The sequence below is a fragment of the Parasphingomonas halimpatiens genome, assembly GCF_036663795.1.
Classification (GTDB): domain Bacteria; phylum Pseudomonadota; class Alphaproteobacteria; order Sphingomonadales; family Sphingomonadaceae; genus Sphingomonas.
On record NZ_JAXOJP010000027.1, the window covers coordinates 36746 to 60131 of the forward strand.

Here is a 23386-nt window from a genome sequence, read left to right on the forward strand (position 1 = left end):
AACCGATGGCGAGGCCGGGGCCCGACCTAGGTGGCTGGAGCGGTATCGCGCGGCCGATGCGCGAGCGCATCAGGGAATATGACTGGGACGGCACGATCGTATCGGCAACGGCGGAAATCTCGCGCCTGATCGAAGGTCGCGACAGCGAAATCGCCCGGGCATTCTGGGACCATTATCTCTCGCTGCCGTGCACCACCCATTTGCGCGAACATTTTGGCGACGCGCGGTTGTCGTCGCAAATCGCCAAGAGCGCGCATTATACCCGCACCAAATATGCCCGTCCGCTGGACGACGAATGGATGACGCTCGCCTTCGGCCACGCCACCGCGTCGTACCGCTCCAACGTCCCGCTCCAGGCACTGCTCGCCTCGCTGGGGGTCGCGCACAGTCGCACGCTGGCGGTGATCCATGACAAGCTGGGCGACGATCAGACCCATTTCCGCACGCTTGCAGACGTCGTGCAGCGACTCGGCTTGATCGAGGCCGATCTGATGGCGTCGCACCTCGGCGCGCAGGATGCCGAGAACACGCGTGAGGAGCGGCGCAAGCGCTCGGCGCAGTTCAGCGAGAATATCGCGCGCTCGATCGAGGGCACAGCGGCGTTCGGCAACCAGATCCGCGTGCAGGCACAGGGCGCCTCGGCGTCGGCGCGCGGCATGCTGAGCAAGACCAGCGAGGTCGCGGCCGCGGCGGAGCAATCGGCGGTGGCGATGCGCGAGGCGGCACAGACCGCCGCCGGGCTGATCCGCGCGATCGAGGATGCCCGCTCCGAAGTCGAGGCCACCGCCGAGATCGCGACGCGCGCCTCGGGCCAGGCCAGCCATGCGGTCGGCATGTCGGAAACGCTGAGCGATCATGCCAAGTCGATCGAGTCGATCCTCGGGCTGATCCGCGACATTGCCGGGCAGACCAATTTGCTCGCGCTCAACGCGACGATCGAGGCGGCACGCGCCGGCGACGCGGGGCGCGGCTTCGCCGTCGTCGCGCAGGAAGTCAAGAGCCTCGCCAACCAGACCGCGCGCGCCACCGACGACATCGCCGGCAAGATCGCCGCGATCCAGTCCGCCACGCGCTCGACCGTCGACACCAACGCCAGCATCAAGGCGACCGTCGCCGAGGTGCAGGAGAGCGCCAATCGCATCCGTTTCGCGATGGAAGCGCAGGCGCAGACCGTCACCGCGATCACCGCCGCGGTCGACGAAACCGCGCTGGCCGCCGATTCGATGTCCAACACCATCGCGGCGATCCGCGAGGACACCGAAAGCGTCGCCAGCGAGATCGACTCGCTGACGCGTGACTTCGCCGAAGTCGATGATCGCCTTGTCGGCCTGAAGAGCGCCGCGGACGGCTTTTCCGCCAGCGTCGCGGCCTAGCCCCCTCTCCCGGGACGGGCTATGCCGCGCGCCATGACCAATATTCTCCTCACCGGCTCGTCGCGCGGCATCGGTGCCGCGATTGCCCACGCCCTTGCCACACCCAATGTCGCGCTGATCGGCCACGGCACGCATTCGGGCATTCCGGCCGATTTCGACGATCCCGCCGCGCCACGCGCGCTGTGGCAGGCGGCATGCGAGCGGCTCGGCGGCACGATCGACGTATTGATCAACAATGCCGGCATCTTCGAAGCCAACCCGCTCGATGCCGAGGACGACACCTGGCTTGCCGGCTGGGAACGGACGATGCGTGTCAACCTGACCGCCTCGGCCGAACTGTGTCGGCTCGCCGTGCTGCACTGGCAGGAACGCGGCGTCGGCGGGCGGATCGTCAACGTCGCGAGTCGCGCCGCCTATCGCGGCGACAGCCCGGCGCACTGGCATTATGCCGCGTCGAAAGCAGGCATGGTCGCGATGACCAAGACGATCGCGCGCGGCTATGCTGCGCAAGGCATCCTCGCCTTCGCCATCTGTCCCGGCTTCACCATGACCGGGATGGCGGAGGACTATCTCGCCAGCCGCGGCGGCGACAAGCTGCTCGCCGATATCCCGCTCGGCCGCGTCGCCGAACCGCGCGAGGTGGCCGAGGTCGCGCGCTTTCTCGCGCTCGAGGCGCCGCCGTCGATGACCGGATCGGTGATCGACGTGAACGGGGCAAGCTATGTCCGATAGCTGGAAGCTCACCTTGCCCTGCACACGCGACGAGGCGGAAGCGATCGAGGTCGACATGGGTGCGCTGGCGCTGCTCGAGCCGCCGCCGGTGCTGATGACCAGCGAGGTAGTCGATGATGATCCCCTACAATGGCGGCTCGATGCCTATTTCGACCGCAAGCCCGATCGCGCGACCATCGCGGCGATCCGCGCGCTGGTGCCGAGCGCCGCCGCGAGCAAGGCCAAGGCCGAGCGCGTCATCGAAGCCGATTGGGTGACGCTGAGCCAGGCCGGTCTGGAGCCTTTGGTCGCCGGGCGCTTCCACGTCGCGACCGAGCCGGGCCAGGCACCGGCCGGCAAACACGGCTTCGTCATTCCGGCCGGGCGCGCCTTCGGGACCGGGCATCACGAAACCACCGCCGGCTGTCTGATCGCGCTCGACACGATGAAGCGGCGTGGCGCGCGGATCGACAATCTGATCGACCTCGGCACGGGAACCGGGCTGCTTGCCTTTGCCGCGCTGCACCTGTGGCCACGCAGCTACGCCACCGCGACCGATATCGACCCGGTGTCGATCGACGTGACGGCGGAGAATGCGCTCGCCAACGGCGTGGCGCTCGGCCAGCAGCCGGGCCGGCTCGCGCTCGCGGTGGCCGATGGTACGGACGCCGAACCCGTGCAGCGCCGTGCGCCCTATGACCTGATCATCGCCAATATTCTTGCCGGGCCGCTGGTGGCGCTGGCGCCCGAGATCGCCGCGATCGCCGCGCCCGGCGCGCGGCTGGTGCTGGCGGGATTGCTCGCGACGCAGGCGGAAACGGTGATGCGCGCCTATCGCCGGCAGGGCTTCCGCGTTGCGACCCGGCGCGATCACGGCGCCTGGACGATCCTGACGCTGCGTTACCGGCACCGCTTCGGCAGCGAGCGCGCCACACGGCGCGGCAAGGGCGATACGAGGGCGCCCGGTTTCGGCAGCTGGTAGGCGCTCAACGCGCGCGCTGGTCAGCAACGCATGTTGTGCACGGCAGCCGCAATCCCCCGGTCGCTAACCTGCGGCGCTCGCCCGATCGCAGCAACTCCATCCGGATGACCGAATGGCGGGATCAGCCCGTCATGTAATCGGCTGGTCGCTGTCGCCGGGGAGCAGGTCCTGCGGAACCTGCGAAAAGGTCCAGCTCGTCGCGCCCTGCGCCTGGTCGAGCACCCAGATCATGTCGAAGCGGTCGCCCGGCCACGGCTTGGGCGCGATTTTCGATCCGGCGACATGGTCTACCAGATCGGGGATCACATCATGCTGCCAGGCAACCAGCACCGGGCCCGCCGCGGCGGCGGCGATGGCGGCGGCGGCCAGCGCTTTCTTGTCTTTCTTGGCAATGCTGGTGTCGACGGTGATGCCGAGCTCCTGCGACAGCGGCAGCACGGTATGCTGCGGCCGCAAGCTGGCACCCGCGCTGGCTGCGTCGGAGGCGAAGATCGCGGTCGGCGTCGCGATGCCGGGGGCAAGGTCCGCCGGATCGCGTGGCGCGAAGAACCGCACCAATGCCCCGGCGCGCTGCCAACCGCGCACGATCAGATCTTCCGGATTGGCCGTGCCGTCCGGGCCGACGCCCTGGGTCGTGCCGAACGGCTTTTCGGCGTGCCGCGAAAACATGATTTTTGCCATGATGGCGCCCTCCCACCCTATCTGTCGATCTGGAAGGATAAGAAACGACCGAACTTGCGTCAATAGATTGGCTGACCGTCGAAACTAATCGATCCGATTCGGATGTTATTCTTTGACGGTCGCAACGTATATAATCAAAAAATCACCCCGATATTACTAACGTCTACCAGCTACGCAAGAGAACCCTTTTCGAACTGACCGTGACGTAACATTGGATTCGTCAACCCTATGAGATCAACCCAGGATCGCCGCACGGCGGCTTTTGGCGTAATCCTGCGTGCCCCGTGAAATCACCACATCGTCCGGTTCGATTGCGGCGATCGCGATGTCCGGCAGGGCGTTGATCTCGTCATAGAGCGGCGCGAAATCGGTCTCGACAGTGACGCGCAGCAGTTCGTCGAAGCTGGGAATGACGAAGTAATTCTGCTGGAAATCATCGATGCGATATTCGGTGCGCATCACGCGCCGCAGGTCGAAGCCGATGCGGTTGGGGCTGGGATCGTCGAGCGCGAAACGGCTCTCGGCGGCGGACGAAACGATGCCCGCGCCATAGATACGCAGGCCTTCTGGTTCGGCGACGAGACCGAATTCTACCGTGTACCAATAGAGCCGGCCGAGATATTTGAGCGAGTCGAGGCTGAGCGCGCGCTGCCCGCCCTGACCATAGGCGACGAGATAATCGGCGAACACCGGATCGGCGAGCATCGGCACATGGCCGAACACGTCGTGGAACACGTCGGGTTCCTGCAGATAGTCGAGCTGGTCGGGCCGGCGGATGAAATTGCCCGCGACGAAGCGGCGATTGGCCATATGGTCGAAGAACACGTCATCCGGCACCAGGCCCGGGACGGCGACGACCTGCCACCCGGTCAGCTTCATCAGCCGTTCGGACAATTCCTCGAAATCGGGAATCCCCGGCTTGGACAGCTTGAGTACATCGAGGCCGCGTAGATAGGCTTCGGACGCTCGCCCGGGGAGCAGCTTTGCCTGGCGCGCAAACAGCGTATCCCAGGTGGCATGTTCCTCGGCCGTGAAATGCGCCCAGTCCTGCGGCACCGTCCAGTCGCTGGAGCCGGGAGGCGGAGAATCGAGAACGTGCGTTTCATTGGCCATGAAAAGAGCTTAGCATGACTGTCACAATGCCGAAAGTTGCCGACCTGCCACCGCCATCGAAACTGCTCTGGGCGGCGGAGTTGCCGCGCGCGGCGTGGACGATGGCGCGATACGGCATGTTGCGGGCGCGCAGCGACGATGCGCCGCGCGGCGACGGGCGGCCGGTGATGGTGCTGCCCGGTCTGTTCACCACCGACCGCTCCAACTTCGCGCTGCGGCAATATCTGCGCGCGCTCGGCTATGCCGCGCAGGGCTGGGAGCTGGGACGCAATCTCGGCACACGCACCGTCGGCGACGAGGGCGAACGATTGTTCGCGCGGATCGAGGCGATGCACGCGGAGCATCAGGCCGCGGTGACGCTTGTCGGCGTCAGCCTTGGCGGGATGCTCGCGCGGCTGGCGGCGCAACGCATGCCCGACATGGTGCGCGAGGTGATCACGGTCAGTTCACCCTTTGCCGGCGATCCGCGCTCAACCAACGTCTGGCGCGCCTATGAATGGCTGACCGGCGAGAAAGTCACCAGCGACAGCATCAGGGAGCGCGCGGCCGAGATCGCGGCCCCCTTGCCGGTACCCTCGACAGCTATCTGGAGCGCAAGCGACGGGCTGGTCAACGGACTGATCTGCTACGCCGCCGACGACCCGCAATGCCGCAACATCGAAGTGCGGAGCAGCCATATGGGCGTACAGCTCAACCCCGACGTGCTGCGCATCGTCGCGGACATACTCGGAAACAGCTGACCCGCCGCTATGGGCGGTCGTCGCCGCCGCGACAGTCGTCGGGATGCCGCCGGCAGCGCTTTTCTTGCCTGTGCCGCTCCTTCGCGTCGCGCTCCTCCTGCTTGCGCGCGGCGCGGCCGCGATTGCGGTCGGCCTCTTCCTGGCTGGTCGTCGACCAGTCAACCGCCTTGGCGGTCGCCTTGACCGGAAGGGTCACGATATCGAGCGCTGCCCGCGCGGCGCAACCGCCCGCGAGGAGCGGCAGGAGCGCGGCAATCAACGCGGTACGGCGCACGGCATCATCCTTTGATTACGGCCTTTATTTCGGCCCCTTCGTTTTGGCGGCGTCGCGCGCCTGGGCCCCGAGATACGGGAAATCGGTGAAGAAACCGTCGATGCCGAGCGCGAGATAACGGTCGATCTCCTCGACGAGCAGGCCATGGCCGCGCGGATCGATGCCTTGACGCAGACTCGACGGCAGGAAGAAGTTCTCGGCGCGGAAGGTCCAGGGGTGGACGCGCAGGCCGACGGCATGCGCATCGCCGACCAGCGTCGACGGTGCGGCGTCCCCTTTCTGGATCATTTCCTTGTTCGGTCCGATGCCCCAGGCATAGCTCGCGACCGCCTTCAATCCGTCCGGCGTGGCCATCGCGGCATAGCTCGGTGCGGCATGGTCGGCGGGGCCGCCGCTCGCGTCCATCAACTGGATCAGCCGCAGGCCGGTCAGCGTGTGGAGCTGGCGAAGGTTGGCGACCTCGAACGACTGGATGATCACCGGATCGGCCGGCTTGCTCCAGCCCGCCTGCTTCAGCGCGGCGACGAGGCGGACCTCCATCGGGTGGCCGATCGACGCGAAATAGCTCGGATGCTTGGTTTCGGGATAGATGCCGATCGTGCGGCCGAGCTCGGCCGAGCGGCGCTTGGCCAGCGCGACGATCTCGGCCAGCGTCGGCACCTCGAACTGGCCGTCGAAGCGCGCGTTGTCCGGACGCAGCTTGGGCAGGCGTTCCTTGGCGCGCAACGTCTTCAGCTCGGCGAGCGTGAAATCCTCGGTGAACCAGCCGACATGCTTTTCGCCGTCGATCGTCTTGCTCGCCTTGCGCGCGGCAAATTCGGGGTGGTTCGCGACGTCGGTCGTCTCGGTAATGTCGTTCTCGTGCCGCGCGACGAAGACGTCGTCCTTGGTCAGCACCAGATCGGGCTCGATGAAGTCGGCGCCCTGCTCGATCGCCAGTTGGTAGGAGGCAAGCGTATGCTCCGGCCGCAGCCCGCTGGCGCCGCGATGGCCGATGACGATGGGGGGCGAGAGCGACGCGACGCGGGGCATGGTTTCACTCTGCCCCAGCGCCGCGCCCGGCACCAGAGCGAACAGGACGAGCAGATGGCGGAGGAAAGGGTTCATGCGCGCGGCCTAGCGCGGATAAATGACAAGGGCGAGGCAACCGCGCTTCTTTCGAAAACCACCGCATCGCCGTCGCGCGACGGAGGCCTCGCCACCTATTCGTGGCGCAGCGCGTCGATCGGGTTGAGCGAGGCCGCGCGCCGCGCCGGGAAATAACCGAACACCACACCGATCACCGCCGAAATACCGAACGCCAGCAGGTTGATCCGCGGCACGAAGATCCAGCTTACCTGCATCAGCGGGGCGATCGCCGCGATCGCGATCTGCGCGACGACGAGCCCGATCAGCCCGCCGAGGCAGGAGAGCGCAATCGCCTCGACGAGGAACTGCAGCAGCACCTCGCGCGCGACCGCGCCGATCGCGAGGCGGATGCCGATCTCGCGCGTCCGCTCGGTGACCGAGACGAGCATGATGTTCATGATCCCGATCCCGCCGACGATCAGGCTGATCGCCGCGACGGCGGTGACGATGCTCGTCAGCAATGTCGTCACCCCGGTGAAGGTGTCGCTGATCTGCTTGGTGTCGAGGACGAAAAAGTCGTCCGCCTTGCCGCCATTGATGTTGCGGCGCTCACGCATCATGTCCTCGATCGAGGCCTGTACGGTGCTGGTCGCATAGGCCGGATCGACCCCGACGAGGATCAGCCGCAGGTCGGTCGAGCCGGTAAAGCGGCGCTGCACCGTCTTGAGCGGCATCAGCACGACATCGTCCTGGTCGCCGCCGAAGCCGGCCTGGCCACGCGACGACAACAGCCCGATCACGTCGCACGATATGCCGCCGATGCGGATCCGTGAGCCGATCGGCGAACCGCCGCGAAACAGGTTGGTGTTGACGGTATTGCCGATGATGCACACCGCCTTGCCCGCCGCTTCCTCGGTCGGCGAGAAGGTCCGGCCCTCGACCAGCGGCCAGGGCTGGACATCGAAATAGCCATTGGTGGTGCCGTTGATCGTCGTCGACCAGTTGGCGCCTTCATAGATGGCGGTGCCACTCGCGCCGGCCTGCGCCGCCACCGCCGCCACGCCCGCGATCTGGTCGCGGATCGCGGCAAGATCCTCGGGCTTGAAATCGGGCGGACGCGGGCCGCCGCCGCCGCGGCCGAAGCCCTGCCCCGGGCGGACCTGGAGAATGTTGGTGCCGAGGCTGGCGATCGACTTCTGCACCGAGGCGGTCGTCGCCTGGCCGAGCGTGACCATCGTCACCACCGCCGCGACGCCGATGATGATGCCCAGCGTGGTCAGGAACGAACGCAGCTTGTGCCGCAGGATCGAGCGGATCGCGAGGAGGAAGGTCGTCCCGAGCATCAGCTAACCACCTCGCCCGGCGCATGCCGCTTCTCGACACGCTCGACCAGCCCGTCCTTGAAATGGACGATGGTCCGCGCGAACGCGGCCATGTCGGGCTCGTGCGTGACCATCACCACGGTAATGCCGCTCTTGCTGTTGAGCTCGGCGAGAATGCGCATGATCTCGACCGAACGTTCGGAATCGAGGTTGCCGGTCGGCTCGTCGGCGAGCAGCACGTCGGGCCGCGTGACGATGGCGCGCGCGATCGCCACGCGCTGCTGCTGGCCACCCGACAGCTCGGCAGGCGTATGATCCCACCAGTCCGTGAGTCCGACCGTTTCGAGCGCAGCCATTGCCGTCTCGCGCCGCGCCTTTTTGGCATCGCCGCGATAGAGCAGCGGCAACTCGACATTCTCGAGCGCGGAGGTGCGCGCGAGCAGGTTGAAGCCCTGGAAGACGAAACCGAGATATTTGCGGCGCAGCAGCGCGCGCTGGTCACGATCAAGTTGTTCGACATGCACGCCGCGGAACTGAAAGGTTCCCGAACTCGGCACGTCGAGACAGCCGAGAATGTTCATCGCGGTCGACTTGCCCGATCCCGACGCCCCCATCACCGCGACGAAATCGCGCGGCTCGATGTCGAGGTCGATGCCCTTGAGCGCCTGGAACGATGTCGCGCCCTCGCCATAGGTCTTGGTCACGCCGCGCAGGCTGATCAGCGCGCCCGCCGGCGCCGGCGCCGGCGGGCTACTGGCCACGGCGTTGCCCGCCACCGCCGCCGCCAGCCGCACCGCCGGTACCCGATGCGCCGGTGCGCCGCCGCGTGGTGCCCGACGCGGTCGCGCCGCTAGCCAGCTGGCCGGTGATCACCTCCATGCCGGGCTTGAGATCGCCGCCGGTCACCTCGGTCACCGCGCCGTTGGTCTCGCCGGTGGTAACGCTGATCGCCACCGGCTTGCCGTCCTCGCCCTTGACATAGACGGTCTGCGTGCCGCCACGGCTGATCGTCGCGCTCTTGTCGGCCGAGCCGGCGCCACCGCGCGGCCGGCGCGGGACGAGCGCACCGGCAATGCCGCCACTCGATGCGCTGCCGGCATCCGCCACGCTCGGCTTGAAGCGCAGCGCGGCATTGGGCACGAGCAGCACGTCGTTCTTCTGCGTCGTGACGATATCGGCGGTCGCGGTCATGCCGGGGCGCAGCTGGAGATCGGCGTTGGAAACCGCCAGCGTCGCGGCATAGGACACGACCTGCGCGGTGGTGCTCGTCGTCGTCGTCGATTGCGCCGACAGGTTGGAGCCGACATCGACGCGGGTGATCGTCGCCGGGAAGGTCTTGCCCGGAAAGGCATCGACGGTGAAATTCGCCTGCTGGCCCTGCTTGACCTGCCCGACATCGGCCTCGTCGATCGCCACTTCGAGCTTCATCGTCGACAGATCCTCGGCGATCACGAACAGTGTCGGCGTATTGAACGAGGCCGCGACGGTCTGGCCCGGCTCGATCTGGCGCGCGAGCACCACGCCATTGACCGGCGAGCGGATGATGGCCTTGGTCAGCTGGGTGGTGTTGGACGACAAAGTCGCACGCGCCGAGGCGACATTGGCCTGTGCGGCGTGCAAATTGGCGAGCGCGCGGTCACGGTCGGCGATCGCCTGGTCGAGTTCGGTCTTGGCCGGCACGCGGCCGCCCGAGAGCTTGCTGACCTCCTGGAAGCGCGCCAGCGTCGCCGATGACTGGGCGAGCGTTGCCTGCGCCTGGGCCACCGCGGCGATATTGGCGTCGAGCGCCGCCTTGCTCTGGTTGACCGTGTCCCTGAAGCGCGACGGATCGATCAGCGCGAGCGGCTGGCCCGCGGTCACGCGATCGTTGACGTCGACCACCACCTTGGTGACGAGGCCCGACAGTTCCGAGCCGACATTGACTTGGTTGGTCGGGGCGAGCTTGCCGGTCGCCGATACGCTGACAGTCAGGCTGCCGCGTTGCGCCGTCTGCGTGGCATATTGCGTCGCGGTGGACCCGCCAAAGCAGCTCTTGAGCAACAGCGCGAGCAGGATGACGCCAATCGCGACGGCACCCCATTTGGCATAACGCTGCCACGCCGGTACCGGTTTGGCGCCGAGAAACGCGTCGAGATTGGGATCGGCCATCGTCATTCCTGCGAATAGGGCGCGGGGGTGGTGAGCGCGGCGGACGGCGCGCTGCCATCCCAGCCGCCGCCGAGCGCGAGAAACAGCTGGACCAGCGCATTGGCCTTGTCGGCGCGCGCCTGGCTCAGCCCGTTGCGTGCCGACAGCAGCGAACTCTCGCTCGTGTTGAGCGTGGTGAAATCGGTCAGGCCCGAGCGATACTGCGTCCGCGACAGGATCGCGCTGTTGTTCGCCGCGTCATAGGCGATGGCGAACTGGGCTTCGCGCTGGCGCGCGCTGTCGAGCGCGACGACGGCATTCTCGACATCCTCGAGCCCGCTCAGCACGGTCGACTTGTACGCCGCAAAGGCACCCTGGGCGGCGGCCTCGTTGGCGCGCACCTGGGCATGCAGGCGGCCACCATTGAAGATCGTCTGGCTGAGCCCGGCAAAGACCTGTCCGGTGATGACGCTGAGCAGGCTGCCAAAGCCGCCGGCATTGCTCGCCAGATTGCCGCTGATCGACAGCGCGGGATAAAGCTGCGCCTCGGCAACGCCGATCTGCGCCGTGGCGGCGGCGAGCCGTCGCTCGGCCGCGCGGACGTCGGGGCGCTGCCGCAGCGTATCGGCGGGGATGCCGAGGGCGACACTGGCGGGCCCGCTCGGGATCGGCTGGACAGCCGCGAGATCGGCCTTGAGCGCGCCCGGTGCCTGCCCGGTCAACACGCCGAGCCGCGAGACTGCGGCATTGTAACTCTGCTCGAGCGACGGAATCGTTGCGGCGGTCTGCGCGCGCTGCGCGCGTGCCTGTTCACTGTCGAGCGACGAGACGAGGCCGGCCTGCACACGGTACCCGGCGATCTGCAGATTGTCGTCCTGGATGCCAAGTGAATCGCGCGCATTGGCGAGCTGCGCCTGATAAAGCCGCGCGAGCATATAGTTGCGCGCCGTCTCGGCCTCGGTCGAGATCAGGACTGAGGCGTAATCGTAACCCGAGGCCTGATATTGCGCGTTGCTCGCCTCGACCGAACGGCGAATGCCGCCGAACAGATCCGCCTGATAGGCGACATCGAGCCCGAGCGAGAGATTGTCGCTCGCGCCGCGCGAGCTGACCACGGTGCCATTGACGACGGTCCCGCTCGACGCACCGCGCAGCGTTGCGTTATGCGAATAGCCGCCCGACCCGCTGACCGACGGCAATATTTGCGCGCGTGACTGGACCAGCGCCTCGCGCGCCTGGCGCAACCGCGCGACCGCCTGGGCGATATCGAGATTGTTGCTCCGCGCCTGCTCGACGATGCGCGCCAGCAGCGGATCGTTAAAGCTGCGCCACCACGCCGCGCGCGCGGCGCCGTCGGTCGCCGGGGCAGCGACCGAGAAACTGTCGGGCACGCCCAGCTTCGAAGGTGTCGCCGGGCGATAGTCGGGGCCGACGGTGCATCCGACCAGCGGCAGCGCGGCAAGAAGCAGGAGAGCGATACGCTGACGAAACATTCAGTCCCAATGATCGGGCGACCCATTCGGGTCCACTGAAATATTGTCGCAGAGTGTTGCGTGGCCGAGGCTCACTCCATTTCGAGGATCACCGCATCGACCGCGAGGCTGTCGCCCGGCTTGGCGTTGACCGACTTGACCACGCCGGCCTTCTCGGCACGCAGGATATTCTCCATCTTCATCGCCTCGACCATGGCGAGCGGCTGTCCGGCCTCGACCTTGTCGCCGGCAGCGACATCCAGCCGCATCAACAACCCCGGCATCGGGCACAGCAGGAAGCGCGACAGGTCGGGCGGGATTTTCTCGATCAGGTGCCGGGCATAGGGCGCGACATGCGCCGGCAGGACCCGCGCGACATGGCTCGCGCCGCGCGTCGTCAGCTTGAAGCCGGCGCGCGTCCTGGCGATGCGGACGTTGAGATCGCCCTCCTCGCCCTCGACCGTGACGATGCGATCGCCGGGCGTATATTCCATCGCCAGCGGCAGCTCAGTTCCGTCGACCGTGATGCCGTCGGTCGAGATCGTGACGTCATGCTCGGCACCGTCGATCTTGACGCCCCAGGCCGAGGGCGGCCGCAGGCGCTTGCCAAGCTGGCCATCGACCCTGCGCGCGCGATCGGCCTGCGCGGTGGCGGCGAAGGCGGCGACCGCGGCGAGCGTGCGCAGCAGCTCGGGCGAGGCCGGCGCGCCGTGGAAACCGTCGGGATATTCCTCGGCGATGAAACCGGTGGTGATCGTGCCGGCGCGGAAGCGCGGATGCTGCATCAGCGCCGAGACGAAGTCGATATTGTTGCCCGGCCCCTCGATCTCGAACGCGTCGAGCGCGGCGATCTGCTTGTCGATCGCCTCTTCGCGGGTCGGCGCCCAGCTGATCAGCTTGGCGATCATCGGGTCGTAGAACATGCTGACCTCGCCACCCTCGGCGACGCCGTCATCGACGCGCACGCCGCCACCGGCATGCGGCGGATTGTACCGCACCAGCCGCCCGATCGACGGCAAGAAGCCGCGATAGGGATCCTCGGCATAGATGCGGTTTTCGATCGCCCAGCCGTTGAGCTTCACCGCGTCCTGCGTCAGCGGCAGCTTCTCGCCCGCCGCGACGCGGATCATCAGCTCGACCAGGTCGAGCCCGGTGATTTCCTCGGTCACGGGATGCTCGACCTGCAGGCGGGTGTTCATCTCGAGAAAATAGAACCCCGTGCCGCTGGTGTCGGCGCCCGAGACGATCAGCTCGACCGTGCCGGCCGAATAATAACCCACCGCGCGCGCCAGCGCGACGGCCTGCTCGCCCATCGCCTTGCGCATGACGGGCGTGACGAAGGGCGACGGCGCTTCTTCCACGACCTTCTGGTGGCGGCGCTGGATCGAGCATTCGCGCTCGCCGAGATAGAGGATATTGCCGTGCTGGTCGCCCATCACCTGGATTTCGATGTGGCGCGGGCTCTCGATGAACTTCTCGATGAACACGCGGTCGTCGCCGAAACTGGCCAGCCCCTCGCGCTTGGTCGCCTCGAAGCCCTCGTGCACGTCGCGCTCGTGATAGGCCAGCCGCATGCCTTTGCCGCCGCCGCCTGCCGAGGCCTTCATCATCACCGGGTAACCGATCTCGCCGGCGATCTTCACCGCCTCCTCGGTATCGGCGATCTCGCCGAGGAAACCCGGCACGACGTTGACGCCCGCCGCCTTGGCGAGCTTCTTGGATTCGATCTTGTCGCCCATCGCGGCAATCGCGTTGGGCGGCGGGCCGACGAACGCGATGCCGGCCTCGGCGCAAGCCCTCGCGAAGCTCTCGCGCTCCGACAGGAAGCCGTAACCGGGATGGATACAATCGGCGCCGGTTTCCTTCGCCGCGAGCAGGATCAGCTCGGCCTTGAGATAGCTCTCCGCCGCCGGCGCCGGCCCGAGCCGCACCGCCTCATCGGCCATCAGCACATGCGGGCTGCGCGCATCGGCATCGGAATAAACCGCGACGGTGGCGATCCCCATCTTCTTGGCGGTGCGCATAACGCGGCACGCAATCTCGCCGCGATTGGCGACCAGGATTTTCTTGAACATCAGTCAGATTTCCGTCGCAAATGGATAGCGGCCAGAGCAGACGCCAGGCTCAGGACAAAAAACATCAGGAACGAGAGGATCCCAAATCTCCCGTCCGGGCAAGGCATCGTAGAAACGTTGGTTGGTGCGCAAATCCGCGCATGCCACGGCCTAAGCGCCATGATAATGAACACAATTGGCGCACCGCCATAGACAAGTGCCCAGACGGTCAAAAATGCTTTGCGGATCATGCAGCCAATCCGGTCGCGCCGCGCTGCTCCGCCGCTAGCGTCGTCAGTCCCAACCGCGCGAACAACGCCGCATCGGCATCGTCGCCGGCGTTACCCGTGGTCAGCAGCTTGTCGCCGGTGAAGATCGAGTTCGCGCCCGCCATGAAGCACAGCGCCTGCGCCGCATCACTCATGCTCTCGCGGCCGGCCGACAGCCGCACCATGCTCAGCGGCATGGTGATGCGCGCCACCGCGACGGTGCGGACGAACTCGATGTCGTCGATCTTGGCCAGCGGCGTGTCGGCGAGCATGTCGCCCAGCACCGTGCCCTTGACCGGCACCAGCGCGTTGACCGGCACGCTCTCGGGATGGACCGGCAGGCTGGCCAGCGCATGGATGAAACCGACCCGATCGGCGCGCGTCTCGCCCATGCCGACGATGCCGCCACAGCACACATTGATCCCCGCCGCGCGGACATTGTCGAGCGTGTCGAGCCGGTCCTCGAAGGTCCGCGTCGAGATGACGTTCGCGTAGTTCTCCGGCGAAGTATCGATATTGTGATTGTAATAATCGAGCCCCGCCTCGCCCAGCGCCTCGGCCTGGCCCGGCGTCAGCATGCCGAGCGTCATGCAGGTTTCCATGCCCATCTGGCGCACGCCGCGGATCATTTCGGCCAGCGCGGGAATGTCCTTGTCCTTGGGCTCGCGCCACGCCGCGCCCATGCAAAAGCGCGTCGAGCCATTGTCGCGCGCCTGCGCCGCCGCCTGCAGCACCGCGCGCACGTCCATCAACTTGGACGCCTTGAGGCCGGTTTCGGCCGAGGCCGACTGGTTGCAATAACCGCAATCCTCGGGGCAACCGCCGGTCTTGATCGACAAGAGCGTCGAGCGCTGCACCGCGACCGGGTCGTGATGCGCGCGGTGGACGGTCGCGGCGTGGAACACCAGTTCGGTGAAGGGCAGGTCGAACAGGTCGGCGATCTCGGCGCGCGTCCAGTCGCTTCTTACAAGCCCCTCCCCTTTAGGAGCATCGGGCCGAACGCGCCCCGCGCGTTCTGAAGACAGCCGGGGGCTGTCTTCACCCGATGCTGGGTTGGGGTGGGGCCTATCCCCACGAACCAAGGTCTCGGTGAGACTGAGAGGCCCCACCCCTAACCCCTCCCCTGAACGGGAGGGGGATAGAAGAGTGTCATTCATTCCGCTGTCTCCGATCGGCGTGTGTTGGCGAGATTGCACTCATCAACCGCAGTTCGAATTGCGTCGGGGAGCATCATGTCAGTCTCGATCAAAGCTTGAATACTCTCGATGCTGTTGCGACCAATGATGGAGACGGTCTTGCCATCCCACTCAACGCGCTCGATTTTGCCGTAGCCGAGAACGCCGTTGCTCGATTCAACGTAGAGTCCAGTCAGCCCCAGCGCACGGTCCTGATCGTCTTCGTCACCAAACGAGAGGATGACGTAGGATCCTGGCTGTCCGTCGCCACCCGCGTCAGATCCATCACCCGCAGCGAATACTTGCGCGCCATCGACCTCCTCAAAGCTAACATGCCGCGCAACGAATCTCATTCCGCAGCCTCGGTCTCTGGCGCCATATTATGCCCGAGCAGGCGCAAGACCTCCTCGGCGGCGTTGATCAAATTGGTGCCGGGGCCGAAGATCGCCTGCACCCCGGCCTCGCGCAGAAAGTCGTAATCCTGCGCCGGGATCACCCCGCCGACGATGACCTTGATGTCGGCCCGCCCGGCATCGCGCAGATGGCCGATCAGTTCGGGGATCAAGGTCTTGTGCCCCGCCGCGAGCGACGACGCGCCGACAATGTCGACATCCTTCGCCACTGCCAGCGCGGCGGCCTCGTCGGGGGTCTGGAACAGCGGCCCCGGGACTATCTCGAAACCGAGATCGCCGAACATCGACGAGACGAGGTTGGCGCCGCGATCATGCCCGTCCTGGCCCATCTTGGCGACCAGCATGCGCGGCTTGCGCCCGAGGCGCCGCTCAGTCGCGGCGACGCCGTCCTCGAGCCGCAGCCAGCGCGCATCGTCATGATAGGCGCCGCCATAAATGCCCGAGACCGGCGTCGGGTTGGTGCCGTAGCGCCCGAACACATCCTCCATCGCCGAGCTGATCTCGCCGAGCGTGGCGCGGGCCCGCGCCGCATCGACCGCCAGTGCGAGCAGATTCTCCGTGCCACGCGCGCCCTCGCGCAACGCGTCGAGCGCGGCACGGCACGCCGGCTCGTCGCGCGCCGCCTTGGTGCGCTTGATCCGCGCGATCTGCGCCTCGCGCACCGCGACATTGTCGACGTCGAGAATGTCGATCGGTGCCTCTTCGGCGAGGCGGTATTTGTTGACCCCGACGATCACGTCCTCGCCGCGATCGACCCGCGCCGCACGCCCGGCGGCGGCTTCCTCGATCATCGCCTTGGGCCAGCCCGCCGCGACCGCCTTGGCCATGCCGCCCTCGGCATCGACGCGTTCGATGATTTCCCACGCGCCGTCGACCAGCTGCTGCGTCAGGCTCTCGATATAATAACTGCCACCGAGCGGATCGACGACCTTGGTCATCCCGGTTTCTTCCTGGATGACGATCTGGGTGTTGCGTGCGATCCGCGCCGAGAAATCGGTCGGCAGCGCGATCGCCTCGTCGAGCGCGTTGGTGTGCAGGCTCTGCGTGCCGCCGAGCATCGCCGCCATCGCCTCGATCGTCGTGCGCATGACGTTGTTGTACGGGTCCTGCTCGGTCAGCGAGACGCCGCTCGTCTGGCAATGCGTGCGCAGCATCTTGGAGCGCTCGTCCTTCGCGCCGAGATCGGTCATCACGCGATGCCACAGCACGCGCGCGGCGCGCAGCTTGGCGATCTCCATGAAGAAGTTCATGCCGATCGCGAAAAAGAACGAGAGGCGCCCGGCAAACTTGTCGATGTCGAGCCCGCTCGCCACGCCATATTTCACATATTCGCGCCCGTCGGCGATGGTGAAGGCCAGCTCCTGGAGCTGCGTCGCCCCGGCTTCCTGCATGTGATAGCCGCTGATCGAGATGCTGTTGAACTTGGGCATCTCGCGGCTGGTGAAGCCGAAGATATCCGAGATGATCCGCATGCTCGGCTCGGGCGGGTAGATATAGGTGTTGCGGACCATGAACTCCTTGAGGATGTCGTTCTGGATGGTCCCGTCGAGCTCGGCGCGTGGCACGCCCTGCTCCTCGCCGGCGACGATGAAGAAGGCGAGGATCGGGATCACCGCGCCGTTCATCGTCATCGACACGCTCATCTTGTCGAGCGGGATGCCGTCGAACAGGATCTTCATGTCCTCCACGCTGTCGATCGCCACGCCGGCCTTGCCGACGTCGCCGGTGACGCGCGGATGGTCGCTGTCGTAACCGCGATGCGTCGCGAGGTCGAACGCGACCGACAGCCCCTTCTGCCCGGCGGCGAGGTTGCGGCGGTAAAAGGCGTTCGATTCCTCGGCGGTCGAGAAGCCGGCATATTGCCGCACCGTCCAGGGCCGCCCGGCATACATCGACGCGCGCACGCCGCGCGTGAACGGGGCGAAGCCAGGCAGGCCGGGGTCGGTCGTCACGTCCTCGGCGGTGTAGAGCGGCTTGACGTCGATCCCCTCCGGCGTGTGCCAGGTCAGGTCGGCGCCCTTCACTTCCTTGGCGGCGGCGGCCTGCCAGTCGGCGAGGGTTGGGTTGGTGGTCATAAGCTTACTTATCCACCCCGGCGAAGGCCGGGGCCCAGGTGGGAAGGTTAAATTTGGTGAGCGCGCCTTCCACCGATTTGCCGCTCCGCAACTGGGCCCCGGCCTTCGCCGGGGTGGAGAGATGGAGAACGTGCGCGTCCATCAAACGCCCCGGAACGCCGGCTTGCGCTTTTGCAGGAAGGCGATGCCACCCTCCATCGAGTCGGCCGAGCCGCGCGCGGCGCGCTGGTTTTCGGCCTCGCGCAGCATCGCATCTTCATAGCCGCACTCCAGCGCATGGCTGAGCCCGCGCTTCATCAGCCCGAGCGCGACGGTCGGTCCCGCCGCCAGTCGCTCGGCCAGCGCAAAGGCTTCGGCATCGAGCATCTCGTCGGCGACGACGCGGTGGACCATGCCCCAGTCATGCGCCCTGGGTGCCAGCACGCGTTCGCCGAGCATCATCATCTCGGTCGCGCGCGCCTTGCCGATCAGCCGCGGCAACGACCAGCTCGCGCCGCCATCGGGCACCAGCCCGATATTGACGAACGCCTGGAGAAAATAGGCCGTGTCGCTGGCGACGCAGAAATCGGCGGCGAGCGCGAGGCTGCAGCCGATCCCCGCCGCCGGCCCGCGCACCGCGCTGACCACCGGCACCGCCAGATCGGCCAGCGCTGCCATGGTCGGGTTATAGCTCTCGGTCAGCGCGCGATAGGTGCTGTTGCCCGGATCCTCCGTGCCAAGCGCCCCGCCGCCGACATCGGCGCCCGAGCAAAAGGCACGGCCGGCGCCGGTCACCAGCACCGCCCGCGCCCCGTCGAGCGTCGTGATCGCGGCGCGCAATTCCTCGAACATCTGCGGCGGCGCGGCATTGAGCCGCTCGGGCCGGTTGAGCGTCAGCACCAGCACGTCGCCGCGCCGCTCGCTCAGGATCATCTCATAGGCCATCAATGACCCTCCCCTTTGGGTGTTTCCATGATTTCGGTCAGCACCCCGCCCATGTCGCGGGGGTGGACGAAGAAGATCGGCGTGCCATGCGCACCGATCCGCGGCTCGCCGAGCACCTTCGCGCCCTTTGCCTCGAACCACGCCTTGGCCTCATGGATGTCGGGCACCTCGTAGCAGAGGTGATGCTGCCCGCCGGCCGGGTTCTTGGCGAGAAAGCCGTGGATCGGCGAGGCCTCGCCGAGCGGCTCGATCAGTTCGATCTGCGCGTTGGGCGTGTCGACGAAGCACACCTTCACCCCCTGCGCCGGCAGGTCGAAGGGTTCGTGGATCGTCGTCGCGCCCATCACCTCGCGGTAATGGACGATCGCCTCGGCAATCGATGGCGTCGCGACGCCGACATGATTGAGCCGCCCGAGCTTCATTGGCCGGGCGACGGCGCGGGCGTGCGCGCCGGGATCTGGCCGAGCGTATAGCCGCATGCCGCCAGCACCTGCGTCAGACCCGCCGCGCTGGCCGGGCCATCGAATACGGCGTCGATCGGCTCGCCGGCGAGGTTGCTGGTGTGCAGCTTGATCTGCTTCGCCTGGGCAAAGGCGGTGGTGATCGTCGTCACCGCCGCGTCCTCGCGCTCCAGCGCGACGCCGCTGATGAATTCCCAATTGGCGATCAGCGGGGTGCCCCCGTCGATGATCAGGCGGACCGGACGGACGGGGCCGACGCCGAGGTCGGCCGGCGCGCGAAACTGGATCGACACGACCTTGTCGGCGCGCGCATCGCAGCGCACCGCAAGGCGACCGCCCGCATCATGCGCCATGACGTAGGTCGAGGTCGAGAGATTGCCCGCTGCGGCATCGCCGCGCACGATCGCCGTCCATGGCGCCGGAGCGGGCGCGGGTGTGGGCGCGGCGGTCGGCGCGGGCGCGGCGGCCTGCAGCAGCATGGCGAGAATCGAGATCATTGGCGGGTACCCCCAGTCAGAGAATCAAAGCGGGACGTTGTCGTGCTTCTTCGACGGATTCTCCAGCGTCTTGTGAAAGCGGCAACCAAAGAAGCCTGTGGCGGTCGCGACCATCACTTGGCCTTGGGACACGGAAACGCGTCACGATAGGCAATCACCATGACGGCCGCGCCAGGTCGTTCACGCGCCCCGGGATGCGTTGCGACATAATCCCGGAAGATGTTCAGCAGAACGCCGCGCTTGGTGTCGCCGGGTACGCAATATTCCGGCGTGCCCTTGAGATAGAGCGTCATCATGTCGACCGCGTCCTGCGCCCCGCTCAGGTAACCGGCGCAGATATGGTTGTCGAGAATCTGCGTCTCGTCGCCAGGCTTGTCGACGCACATATCGTAGAGTTGCCCGCCGGTCAGCTGGACATGCAACGTGACCATTTCGCCGGCCACCGCCGGGCGGGCAAAACAGACGAGCGCCGTCAGCCCCATGACCAGAAGCCGGCCCGATCTCACCATCCTGACGTGGTTACAGCGGAATATTGTCATGCTTCTTCCACGGATTCTCCAGCGTCTTGTTGCGCAGCTTGCGCAAGCCGAGCGCGATGCGCCGCCGGGTCGAATGCGGCTGGATCACCTCGTCGATGAAACCCTTTGACGCGGCGACGAAGGGATTGGCGAAGCGCGCTTCATACTCGGCGGTGCGCTCGGCGATTTCCGCCGGGGTCTTGCCGCGAAAGATGATCTCGACCGCGCCCTTGGCGCCCATCACCGCGATCTCGGCGGTCGGCCAGGCATAGTTGAGGTCGCCGCGCAGATGCTTGGAGGCCATCACGTCATAGGCGCCGCCATAGGCCTTGCGCGTGATGACGGTAATCTTGGGCACGGTCGCCTCGCCATAGGCGAACAGCAGCTTGGCGCCGTGCTTGATGATGCCGTTCAGTTCCTGGCTGGTGCCGGGCAGGAAGCCGGGCACGTCGACGAAAGTGACGATCGGGATTTCGAACGCGTCGCAGAAGCGCACGAACCGCGCCGCCTTCTTCGATGAATTGATGTCGAGACAGCCCGCCAGCACGATCGGCTGGTTGGCGACGATGCCGACCGTGCGCCCCTCGATCCGGCCGAAGCCGATGATGATATTACCGGCATGGGTCGGCTGGACCTCGAAGAAATCGCCCTCGTCGACGACCTTCCGGATCAGCTCGTGCATGTCATAGGGCTGGTTGGCCGAGGCGGGGATCAGCGTGTCGAGGCTGTCCTCGATCCGGTCCCACGGGTCCGAGCTCGGCCGCTCGGGCACGCCGTCGCGGTTCGACGCCGGAAGGAAGTCCACGAAGTCGCGGGCCGCGAGCAGCGCCTCGATATCGTTTTCGAAGGCCACATCGGCGATCCCCGACTTCGTGGTATGCGTCACCGCTCCGCCGAGTTCCTCCTGCGTGACGATCTCGTTGGTAACGGTCTTCACTACATCGGGGCCGGTGACGAACATGTAGGAGCTATCCTTCACCATGAAGATGAAGTCGGTCATCGCGGGGCTGTAGACCGCGCCGCCGGCGCACGGCCCCATGATCAGGCTGATCTGCGGTACCACGCCCGAGGCGAGGACGTTGCGCTGGAACACCTCGGCGTAACCGCCGAGCGACGCGACGCCTTCCTGGATACGCGCGCCGCCCGAATCGTTGATGCCGATGACGGGGGCGCCGACCTTGAGCGCCATGTCCATGATCTTGCAGATCTTCTGCGCGTGACGCTCGCTGAGCGATCCGCCGAACACGGTAAAGTCCTGGCTGAACACGAAGACCAGCCGGCCGTTGATCGTGCCCGAGCCGGTGACGACGCCGTCGCCGGGCACGATCTGCTCGGCCATGCCGAAATCGACGCAATTGTGCTCGACATACATGTCGAGCTCCTCGAACGAGCCCTCGTCGAGCAGGATCTCGAGCCGTTCGCGGGCGGTCAGCTTGCCCTTGGCATGCTGCGCGGCAATGCGCTTCTCGCCGCCGCCAAGACGCGCGCCGGCGCGCTTCCGCTCGAGTTCCGCGATCGTCGACGACATGCATTTCTCCGGCTTCGGGTCGGCCCCCTTTCCGCCTTCGTGCGCGAAAAGCAAATGTGAACTTGCGAAGTTGCGAAGAGCAATTTTGCAAACTAGGCATCGGGGATGACCCGCACCCGCCTCTATGCCGGCGAGCAGCTCCGCGCCCTGCGCCTCGCCGCAGCCCTGAATCAGGCCGCGATGGCGGCGCGGCTGGGCATTTCGGTCAGTTACCTGTCGCAGCTCGAAAGCGGCGAACGCCCGCTCACCGCGGCCGTTGCCGCAGCGCTGCGGCGTCATTATCCGGTGGCGCTGGCGACGATCGAGGGCGAAGCGCCGGCGGCACGGCTCGGCGCGCTGGAACGCGCGCTGGCCGATCCGGCGCTTCCGCCATCCCCGCCCGCCGACGTGATCGCGCGGCTCGCCGAGGAGCGGCCCGAGATCGCCGATCGCATTATCGTCTTGCACGCGACGATGCGCGACGCCGAGGCGCGGCTGCAGATGGTCGAGGAAGTCATGGCCTCGGGCGCCGGGGCACGGATGCCGTGGGAAGCGGTGCGCGACTGGTTCCACGATGCCGGCAACTATGTCGACCCGCTCGACCGGGCCGCGGAGGCGCTGGCCGAAGCGATCGACGATGGCGACGCGCCGTCGGAAGCCGCGCTGATCGCGCGACTCGGCGCGATCGGCGTGACCGTGGCGATTTCGGGCGACGAGGCGGCGCCGCTGCGCCGCTTCGACCAGGCGCGCGGCCTGCTGACGCTCAACGGCGCCTTGCCTGCCGAGAGCCGGCGCTTCCTCGTCGCGCACCAGCTCGCCGCGCTCACCTTTGCCGATACGATCGCCGAGATCGCCGCCTCCGCCGGCAGCGAAGCGACGCAAAACTTGCTCAGCATGGGGCTGGCCAATTACGCGGCCGGCGCGATCACCATGCCCTTTGCCCGGTTCCGCGCCGCCGCCCGGACGATGCGTCACGATATCGACCGGCTGTCGCGGCGTTTCGGCGTCAGCTTCGAACAGGCGTGCCACCGGCTGTCGACGCTGCAGCGCACCGGCGCGGCCGGCATCCCCTTCTACTTCTGTCGTGTCGACATGGCCGGCAACATCACCAAGCGCCATTCGGCGACGCGGTTGCAGTTCGCACGGTTTGGCGGCGCCTGCCCGTTATGGATGGTGCACGAAGCGGTGGCGATCCCCGACCGCATCATGGTGCAGCATGCCGAAACGCCTGACGGCGTGCGCTACGTGTCGATGGCCAAGGGACTGGTCAAACCCTCTGGCAGCTTCACGCGGTCGCCGCGCCGCTACGCCGTTGTGCTGGGCTGCGAGGCGGAGCATGCCGCGGACTTCGTCTATGCCGACGTGGTCGACCGCGCGGCGCCGCCGACCCCGATCGGCATCTCGTGCCGGCTATGCCCGCGTCCCGACTGCGACCAGCGCGCCTTCCCGCCCGCCGACCGCGCGATCCGCGTCGATGCCGAAGTCAGGGCGGTGGTTCCGTACCGGATCGTGTGACTTTATCGGGTTCACACGGAGGCGCGGAGACGCGGAGGTGTTACGATCGTGACGCCCCGGCGCCGCGCTACCGGCGATGACCAATTGTGATACGCGGAACGTGTGGCGCACAACT

Annotated in this window: 23 protein-coding genes; 5 read left to right on the forward strand and 18 right to left on the reverse strand. The window is 66.8% G+C overall.

Features of this window, described 5'->3' with window-relative positions:
- Positions 1-5: 5 nt before the first annotated feature.
- The 3 genes from U1839_RS20515 to U1839_RS20525 are packed head-to-tail and all read left to right on the forward strand — an operon-like array spanning position 6 to position 3066.
- Positions 6-1373 (forward strand): methyl-accepting chemotaxis protein, encoded by a 1368-nt coding sequence (locus tag U1839_RS20515; protein WP_332805433.1) that lies wholly within the window; start codon positions 6-8, stop codon positions 1371-1373.
- Positions 1374-1406: 33 nt separating this feature from the next.
- A complete protein-coding gene (locus U1839_RS20520) occupies positions 1407-2105 on the forward strand; it encodes an SDR family NAD(P)-dependent oxidoreductase (protein ID WP_332805434.1) in 699 nt (232 codons plus the stop codon).
- The gene (locus tag U1839_RS20525; protein ID WP_332805435.1) at positions 2095-3066 is read left to right on the forward strand and encodes a 50S ribosomal protein L11 methyltransferase; all 972 of its coding nucleotides are present in this window, start codon (positions 2095-2097) and stop codon (positions 3064-3066) included. Before U1839_RS20520 ends, U1839_RS20525 begins: the two co-directional genes overlap by 11 nt.
- A gap of 129 nt (positions 3067-3195) precedes the next feature.
- Here the strand turns inward: U1839_RS20525 and U1839_RS20530 are convergent, their stop codons facing one another.
- Both U1839_RS20530 and phhA read right to left on the reverse strand, forming a co-directional pair.
- Positions 3196-3747 (reverse strand): hypothetical protein, encoded by a 552-nt coding sequence (locus U1839_RS20530; RefSeq protein ID WP_332805436.1) that lies wholly within the window; start codon positions 3745-3747, stop codon positions 3196-3198.
- Between the two features lie 234 nt (positions 3748-3981).
- A complete protein-coding gene (gene phhA / locus U1839_RS20535; RefSeq protein ID WP_332805437.1) occupies positions 3982-4860 on the reverse strand; it encodes a phenylalanine 4-monooxygenase in 879 nt (292 codons plus the stop codon).
- Between the two features lie 14 nt (positions 4861-4874).
- Here phhA and U1839_RS20540 point away from each other — a divergent pair, with 14 nt between their 5' ends.
- On the forward strand, positions 4875-5600 hold the full coding sequence (locus U1839_RS20540; protein ID WP_332805438.1) for a PGAP1-like alpha/beta domain-containing protein: 726 nt from the start codon (positions 4875-4877) through the stop codon (positions 5598-5600).
- Between the two features lie 7 nt (positions 5601-5607).
- Here U1839_RS20540 and U1839_RS20545 read toward each other — a convergent pair whose 3' ends face one another.
- From U1839_RS20545 to U1839_RS20620, 16 genes are all read right to left on the reverse strand, one after another.
- Positions 5608-5874 carry a hypothetical protein gene (locus tag U1839_RS20545; protein ID WP_332805439.1) on the reverse strand — a complete coding sequence of 89 codons (267 nt, stop codon included), beginning with the start codon at positions 5872-5874 and terminating at the stop codon, positions 5608-5610.
- Positions 5875-5898: 24 nt separating this feature from the next.
- Positions 5899-6981, reverse strand: coding sequence for a glycerophosphodiester phosphodiesterase (locus U1839_RS20550; RefSeq protein ID WP_443030647.1), 1083 nt, complete (start codon positions 6979-6981; stop codon positions 5899-5901).
- A 95-nt stretch (positions 6982-7076) separates the two neighbouring features.
- Positions 7077-8285: an ABC transporter permease gene (locus tag U1839_RS20555; protein WP_332805440.1), complete on the reverse strand. Its 1209-nt coding sequence runs from the start codon at positions 8283-8285 to the stop codon at positions 7077-7079.
- Positions 8285-9025 carry an ABC transporter ATP-binding protein gene (locus U1839_RS20560; RefSeq protein WP_332805441.1) on the reverse strand — a complete coding sequence of 247 codons (741 nt, stop codon included), beginning with the start codon at positions 9023-9025 and terminating at the stop codon, positions 8285-8287. The genes U1839_RS20555 and U1839_RS20560 overlap by 1 nt, the downstream gene beginning before the upstream one ends.
- On the reverse strand, positions 9015-10412 hold the full coding sequence (locus U1839_RS20565) for an efflux RND transporter periplasmic adaptor subunit (protein ID WP_332805442.1): 1398 nt from the start codon (positions 10410-10412) through the stop codon (positions 9015-9017). The genes U1839_RS20560 and U1839_RS20565 overlap by 11 nt, the downstream gene beginning before the upstream one ends.
- 2 nt (positions 10413-10414) lie before the next feature.
- Positions 10415-11884, reverse strand: coding sequence for an efflux transporter outer membrane subunit (locus U1839_RS20570; protein ID WP_332805443.1), 1470 nt, complete (start codon positions 11882-11884; stop codon positions 10415-10417).
- 71 nt (positions 11885-11955) lie between these two features.
- Entirely contained in the window at positions 11956-13941 is a 1986-nt protein-coding gene (locus U1839_RS20575; RefSeq protein WP_332805467.1) for an ATP-binding protein, read from the reverse strand.
- Positions 13938-14168 carry a hypothetical protein gene (locus tag U1839_RS20580; RefSeq protein ID WP_332805444.1) on the reverse strand — a complete coding sequence of 77 codons (231 nt, stop codon included), beginning with the start codon at positions 14166-14168 and terminating at the stop codon, positions 13938-13940. The genes U1839_RS20575 and U1839_RS20580 overlap by 4 nt, the downstream gene beginning before the upstream one ends.
- On the reverse strand, positions 14165-15211 hold the full coding sequence (bioB, locus tag U1839_RS20585; protein WP_332805468.1) for a biotin synthase BioB: 1047 nt from the start codon (positions 15209-15211) through the stop codon (positions 14165-14167). Before bioB ends, U1839_RS20580 begins: the two co-directional genes overlap by 4 nt.
- A gap of 128 nt (positions 15212-15339) precedes the next feature.
- Entirely contained in the window at positions 15340-15714 is a 375-nt protein-coding gene (locus U1839_RS20590) for an Imm10 family immunity protein (RefSeq protein WP_332805445.1), read from the reverse strand.
- Positions 15711-17849, reverse strand: a complete 2139-nt coding sequence (gene scpA, locus U1839_RS20595; protein WP_332805446.1) for a methylmalonyl-CoA mutase — start codon at positions 17847-17849, stop codon at positions 15711-15713. The genes U1839_RS20590 and scpA overlap by 4 nt, the downstream gene beginning before the upstream one ends.
- A 141-nt stretch (positions 17850-17990) precedes the next feature.
- A complete protein-coding gene (locus U1839_RS20600) occupies positions 17991-18773 on the reverse strand; it encodes an enoyl-CoA hydratase-related protein (RefSeq protein ID WP_332805447.1) in 783 nt (260 codons plus the stop codon).
- Positions 18773-19195, reverse strand: a complete 423-nt coding sequence (mce, locus tag U1839_RS20605; RefSeq protein ID WP_332805448.1) for a methylmalonyl-CoA epimerase — start codon at positions 19193-19195, stop codon at positions 18773-18775. The genes U1839_RS20600 and mce overlap by 1 nt, the downstream gene beginning before the upstream one ends.
- On the reverse strand, positions 19192-19731 hold the full coding sequence (locus U1839_RS20610) for a hypothetical protein (protein WP_332805449.1): 540 nt from the start codon (positions 19729-19731) through the stop codon (positions 19192-19194). Before U1839_RS20610 ends, mce begins: the two co-directional genes overlap by 4 nt.
- Before the next feature lie 113 nt (positions 19732-19844).
- Entirely contained in the window at positions 19845-20213 is a 369-nt protein-coding gene (locus U1839_RS20615; protein ID WP_332805450.1) for a Rap1a/Tai family immunity protein, read from the reverse strand.
- Positions 20214-20250: 37 nt separating this feature from the next.
- A complete protein-coding gene (locus U1839_RS20620; protein WP_332805451.1) occupies positions 20251-21777 on the reverse strand; it encodes an acyl-CoA carboxylase subunit beta in 1527 nt (508 codons plus the stop codon).
- Between the two features lie 105 nt (positions 21778-21882).
- Between U1839_RS20620 and U1839_RS20625 the strand changes: the two genes are divergently transcribed.
- A complete protein-coding gene (locus U1839_RS20625; protein ID WP_332805452.1) occupies positions 21883-23271 on the forward strand; it encodes a helix-turn-helix domain-containing protein in 1389 nt (462 codons plus the stop codon).
- Positions 23272-23386: the final 115 nt, after the last annotated feature.

Coding starts and splice junctions, on each gene's coding strand:
- mce (WP_332805448.1), bottom strand. CDS start 19,195: ATGAAGCTCGGGCGGCTCAATCATGTCGGCGTCGCGACGCCATCGATT.
- U1839_RS20615 (WP_332805450.1), bottom strand. CDS start 20,213: ATGGGGCTGACGGCGCTCGTCTGTTTTGCCCGCCCGGCGGTGGCCGGC.
- U1839_RS20550 (WP_443030647.1), bottom strand. CDS start 6,981: ATGAACCCTTTCCTCCGCCATCTGCTCGTCCTGTTCGCTCTGGTGCCG.
- U1839_RS20590 (WP_332805445.1), bottom strand. CDS start 15,714: ATGAGATTCGTTGCGCGGCATGTTAGCTTTGAGGAGGTCGATGGCGCG.
- U1839_RS20515 (WP_332805433.1), top strand. CDS start 6: ATGGCGAGGCCGGGGCCCGACCTAGGTGGCTGGAGCGGTATCGCGCGG.
- U1839_RS20565 (WP_332805442.1), bottom strand. CDS start 10,412: ATGGCCGATCCCAATCTCGACGCGTTTCTCGGCGCCAAACCGGTACCG.
- U1839_RS20530 (WP_332805436.1), bottom strand. CDS start 3,747: ATGGCAAAAATCATGTTTTCGCGGCACGCCGAAAAGCCGTTCGGCACG.
- U1839_RS20610 (WP_332805449.1), bottom strand. CDS start 19,731: ATGATCTCGATTCTCGCCATGCTGCTGCAGGCCGCCGCGCCCGCGCCG.
- U1839_RS20540 (WP_332805438.1), top strand. CDS start 4,875: ATGACTGTCACAATGCCGAAAGTTGCCGACCTGCCACCGCCATCGAAA.
- U1839_RS20600 (WP_332805447.1), bottom strand. CDS start 18,773: ATGGCCTATGAGATGATCCTGAGCGAGCGGCGCGGCGACGTGCTGGTG.
- U1839_RS20570 (WP_332805443.1), bottom strand. CDS start 11,884: ATGTTTCGTCAGCGTATCGCTCTCCTGCTTCTTGCCGCGCTGCCGCTG.
- U1839_RS20580 (WP_332805444.1), bottom strand. CDS start 14,168: ATGATCCGCAAAGCATTTTTGACCGTCTGGGCACTTGTCTATGGCGGT.
- scpA (WP_332805446.1), bottom strand. CDS start 17,849: ATGACCACCAACCCAACCCTCGCCGACTGGCAGGCCGCCGCCGCCAAG.
- U1839_RS20620 (WP_332805451.1), bottom strand. CDS start 21,777: ATGTCGTCGACGATCGCGGAACTCGAGCGGAAGCGCGCCGGCGCGCGT.
- U1839_RS20625 (WP_332805452.1), top strand. CDS start 21,883: ATGACCCGCACCCGCCTCTATGCCGGCGAGCAGCTCCGCGCCCTGCGC.
- U1839_RS20525 (WP_332805435.1), top strand. CDS start 2,095: ATGTCCGATAGCTGGAAGCTCACCTTGCCCTGCACACGCGACGAGGCG.
- U1839_RS20520 (WP_332805434.1), top strand. CDS start 1,407: ATGACCAATATTCTCCTCACCGGCTCGTCGCGCGGCATCGGTGCCGCG.
- phhA (WP_332805437.1), bottom strand. CDS start 4,860: ATGGCCAATGAAACGCACGTTCTCGATTCTCCGCCTCCCGGCTCCAGC.
- U1839_RS20555 (WP_332805440.1), bottom strand. CDS start 8,285: ATGCTCGGGACGACCTTCCTCCTCGCGATCCGCTCGATCCTGCGGCAC.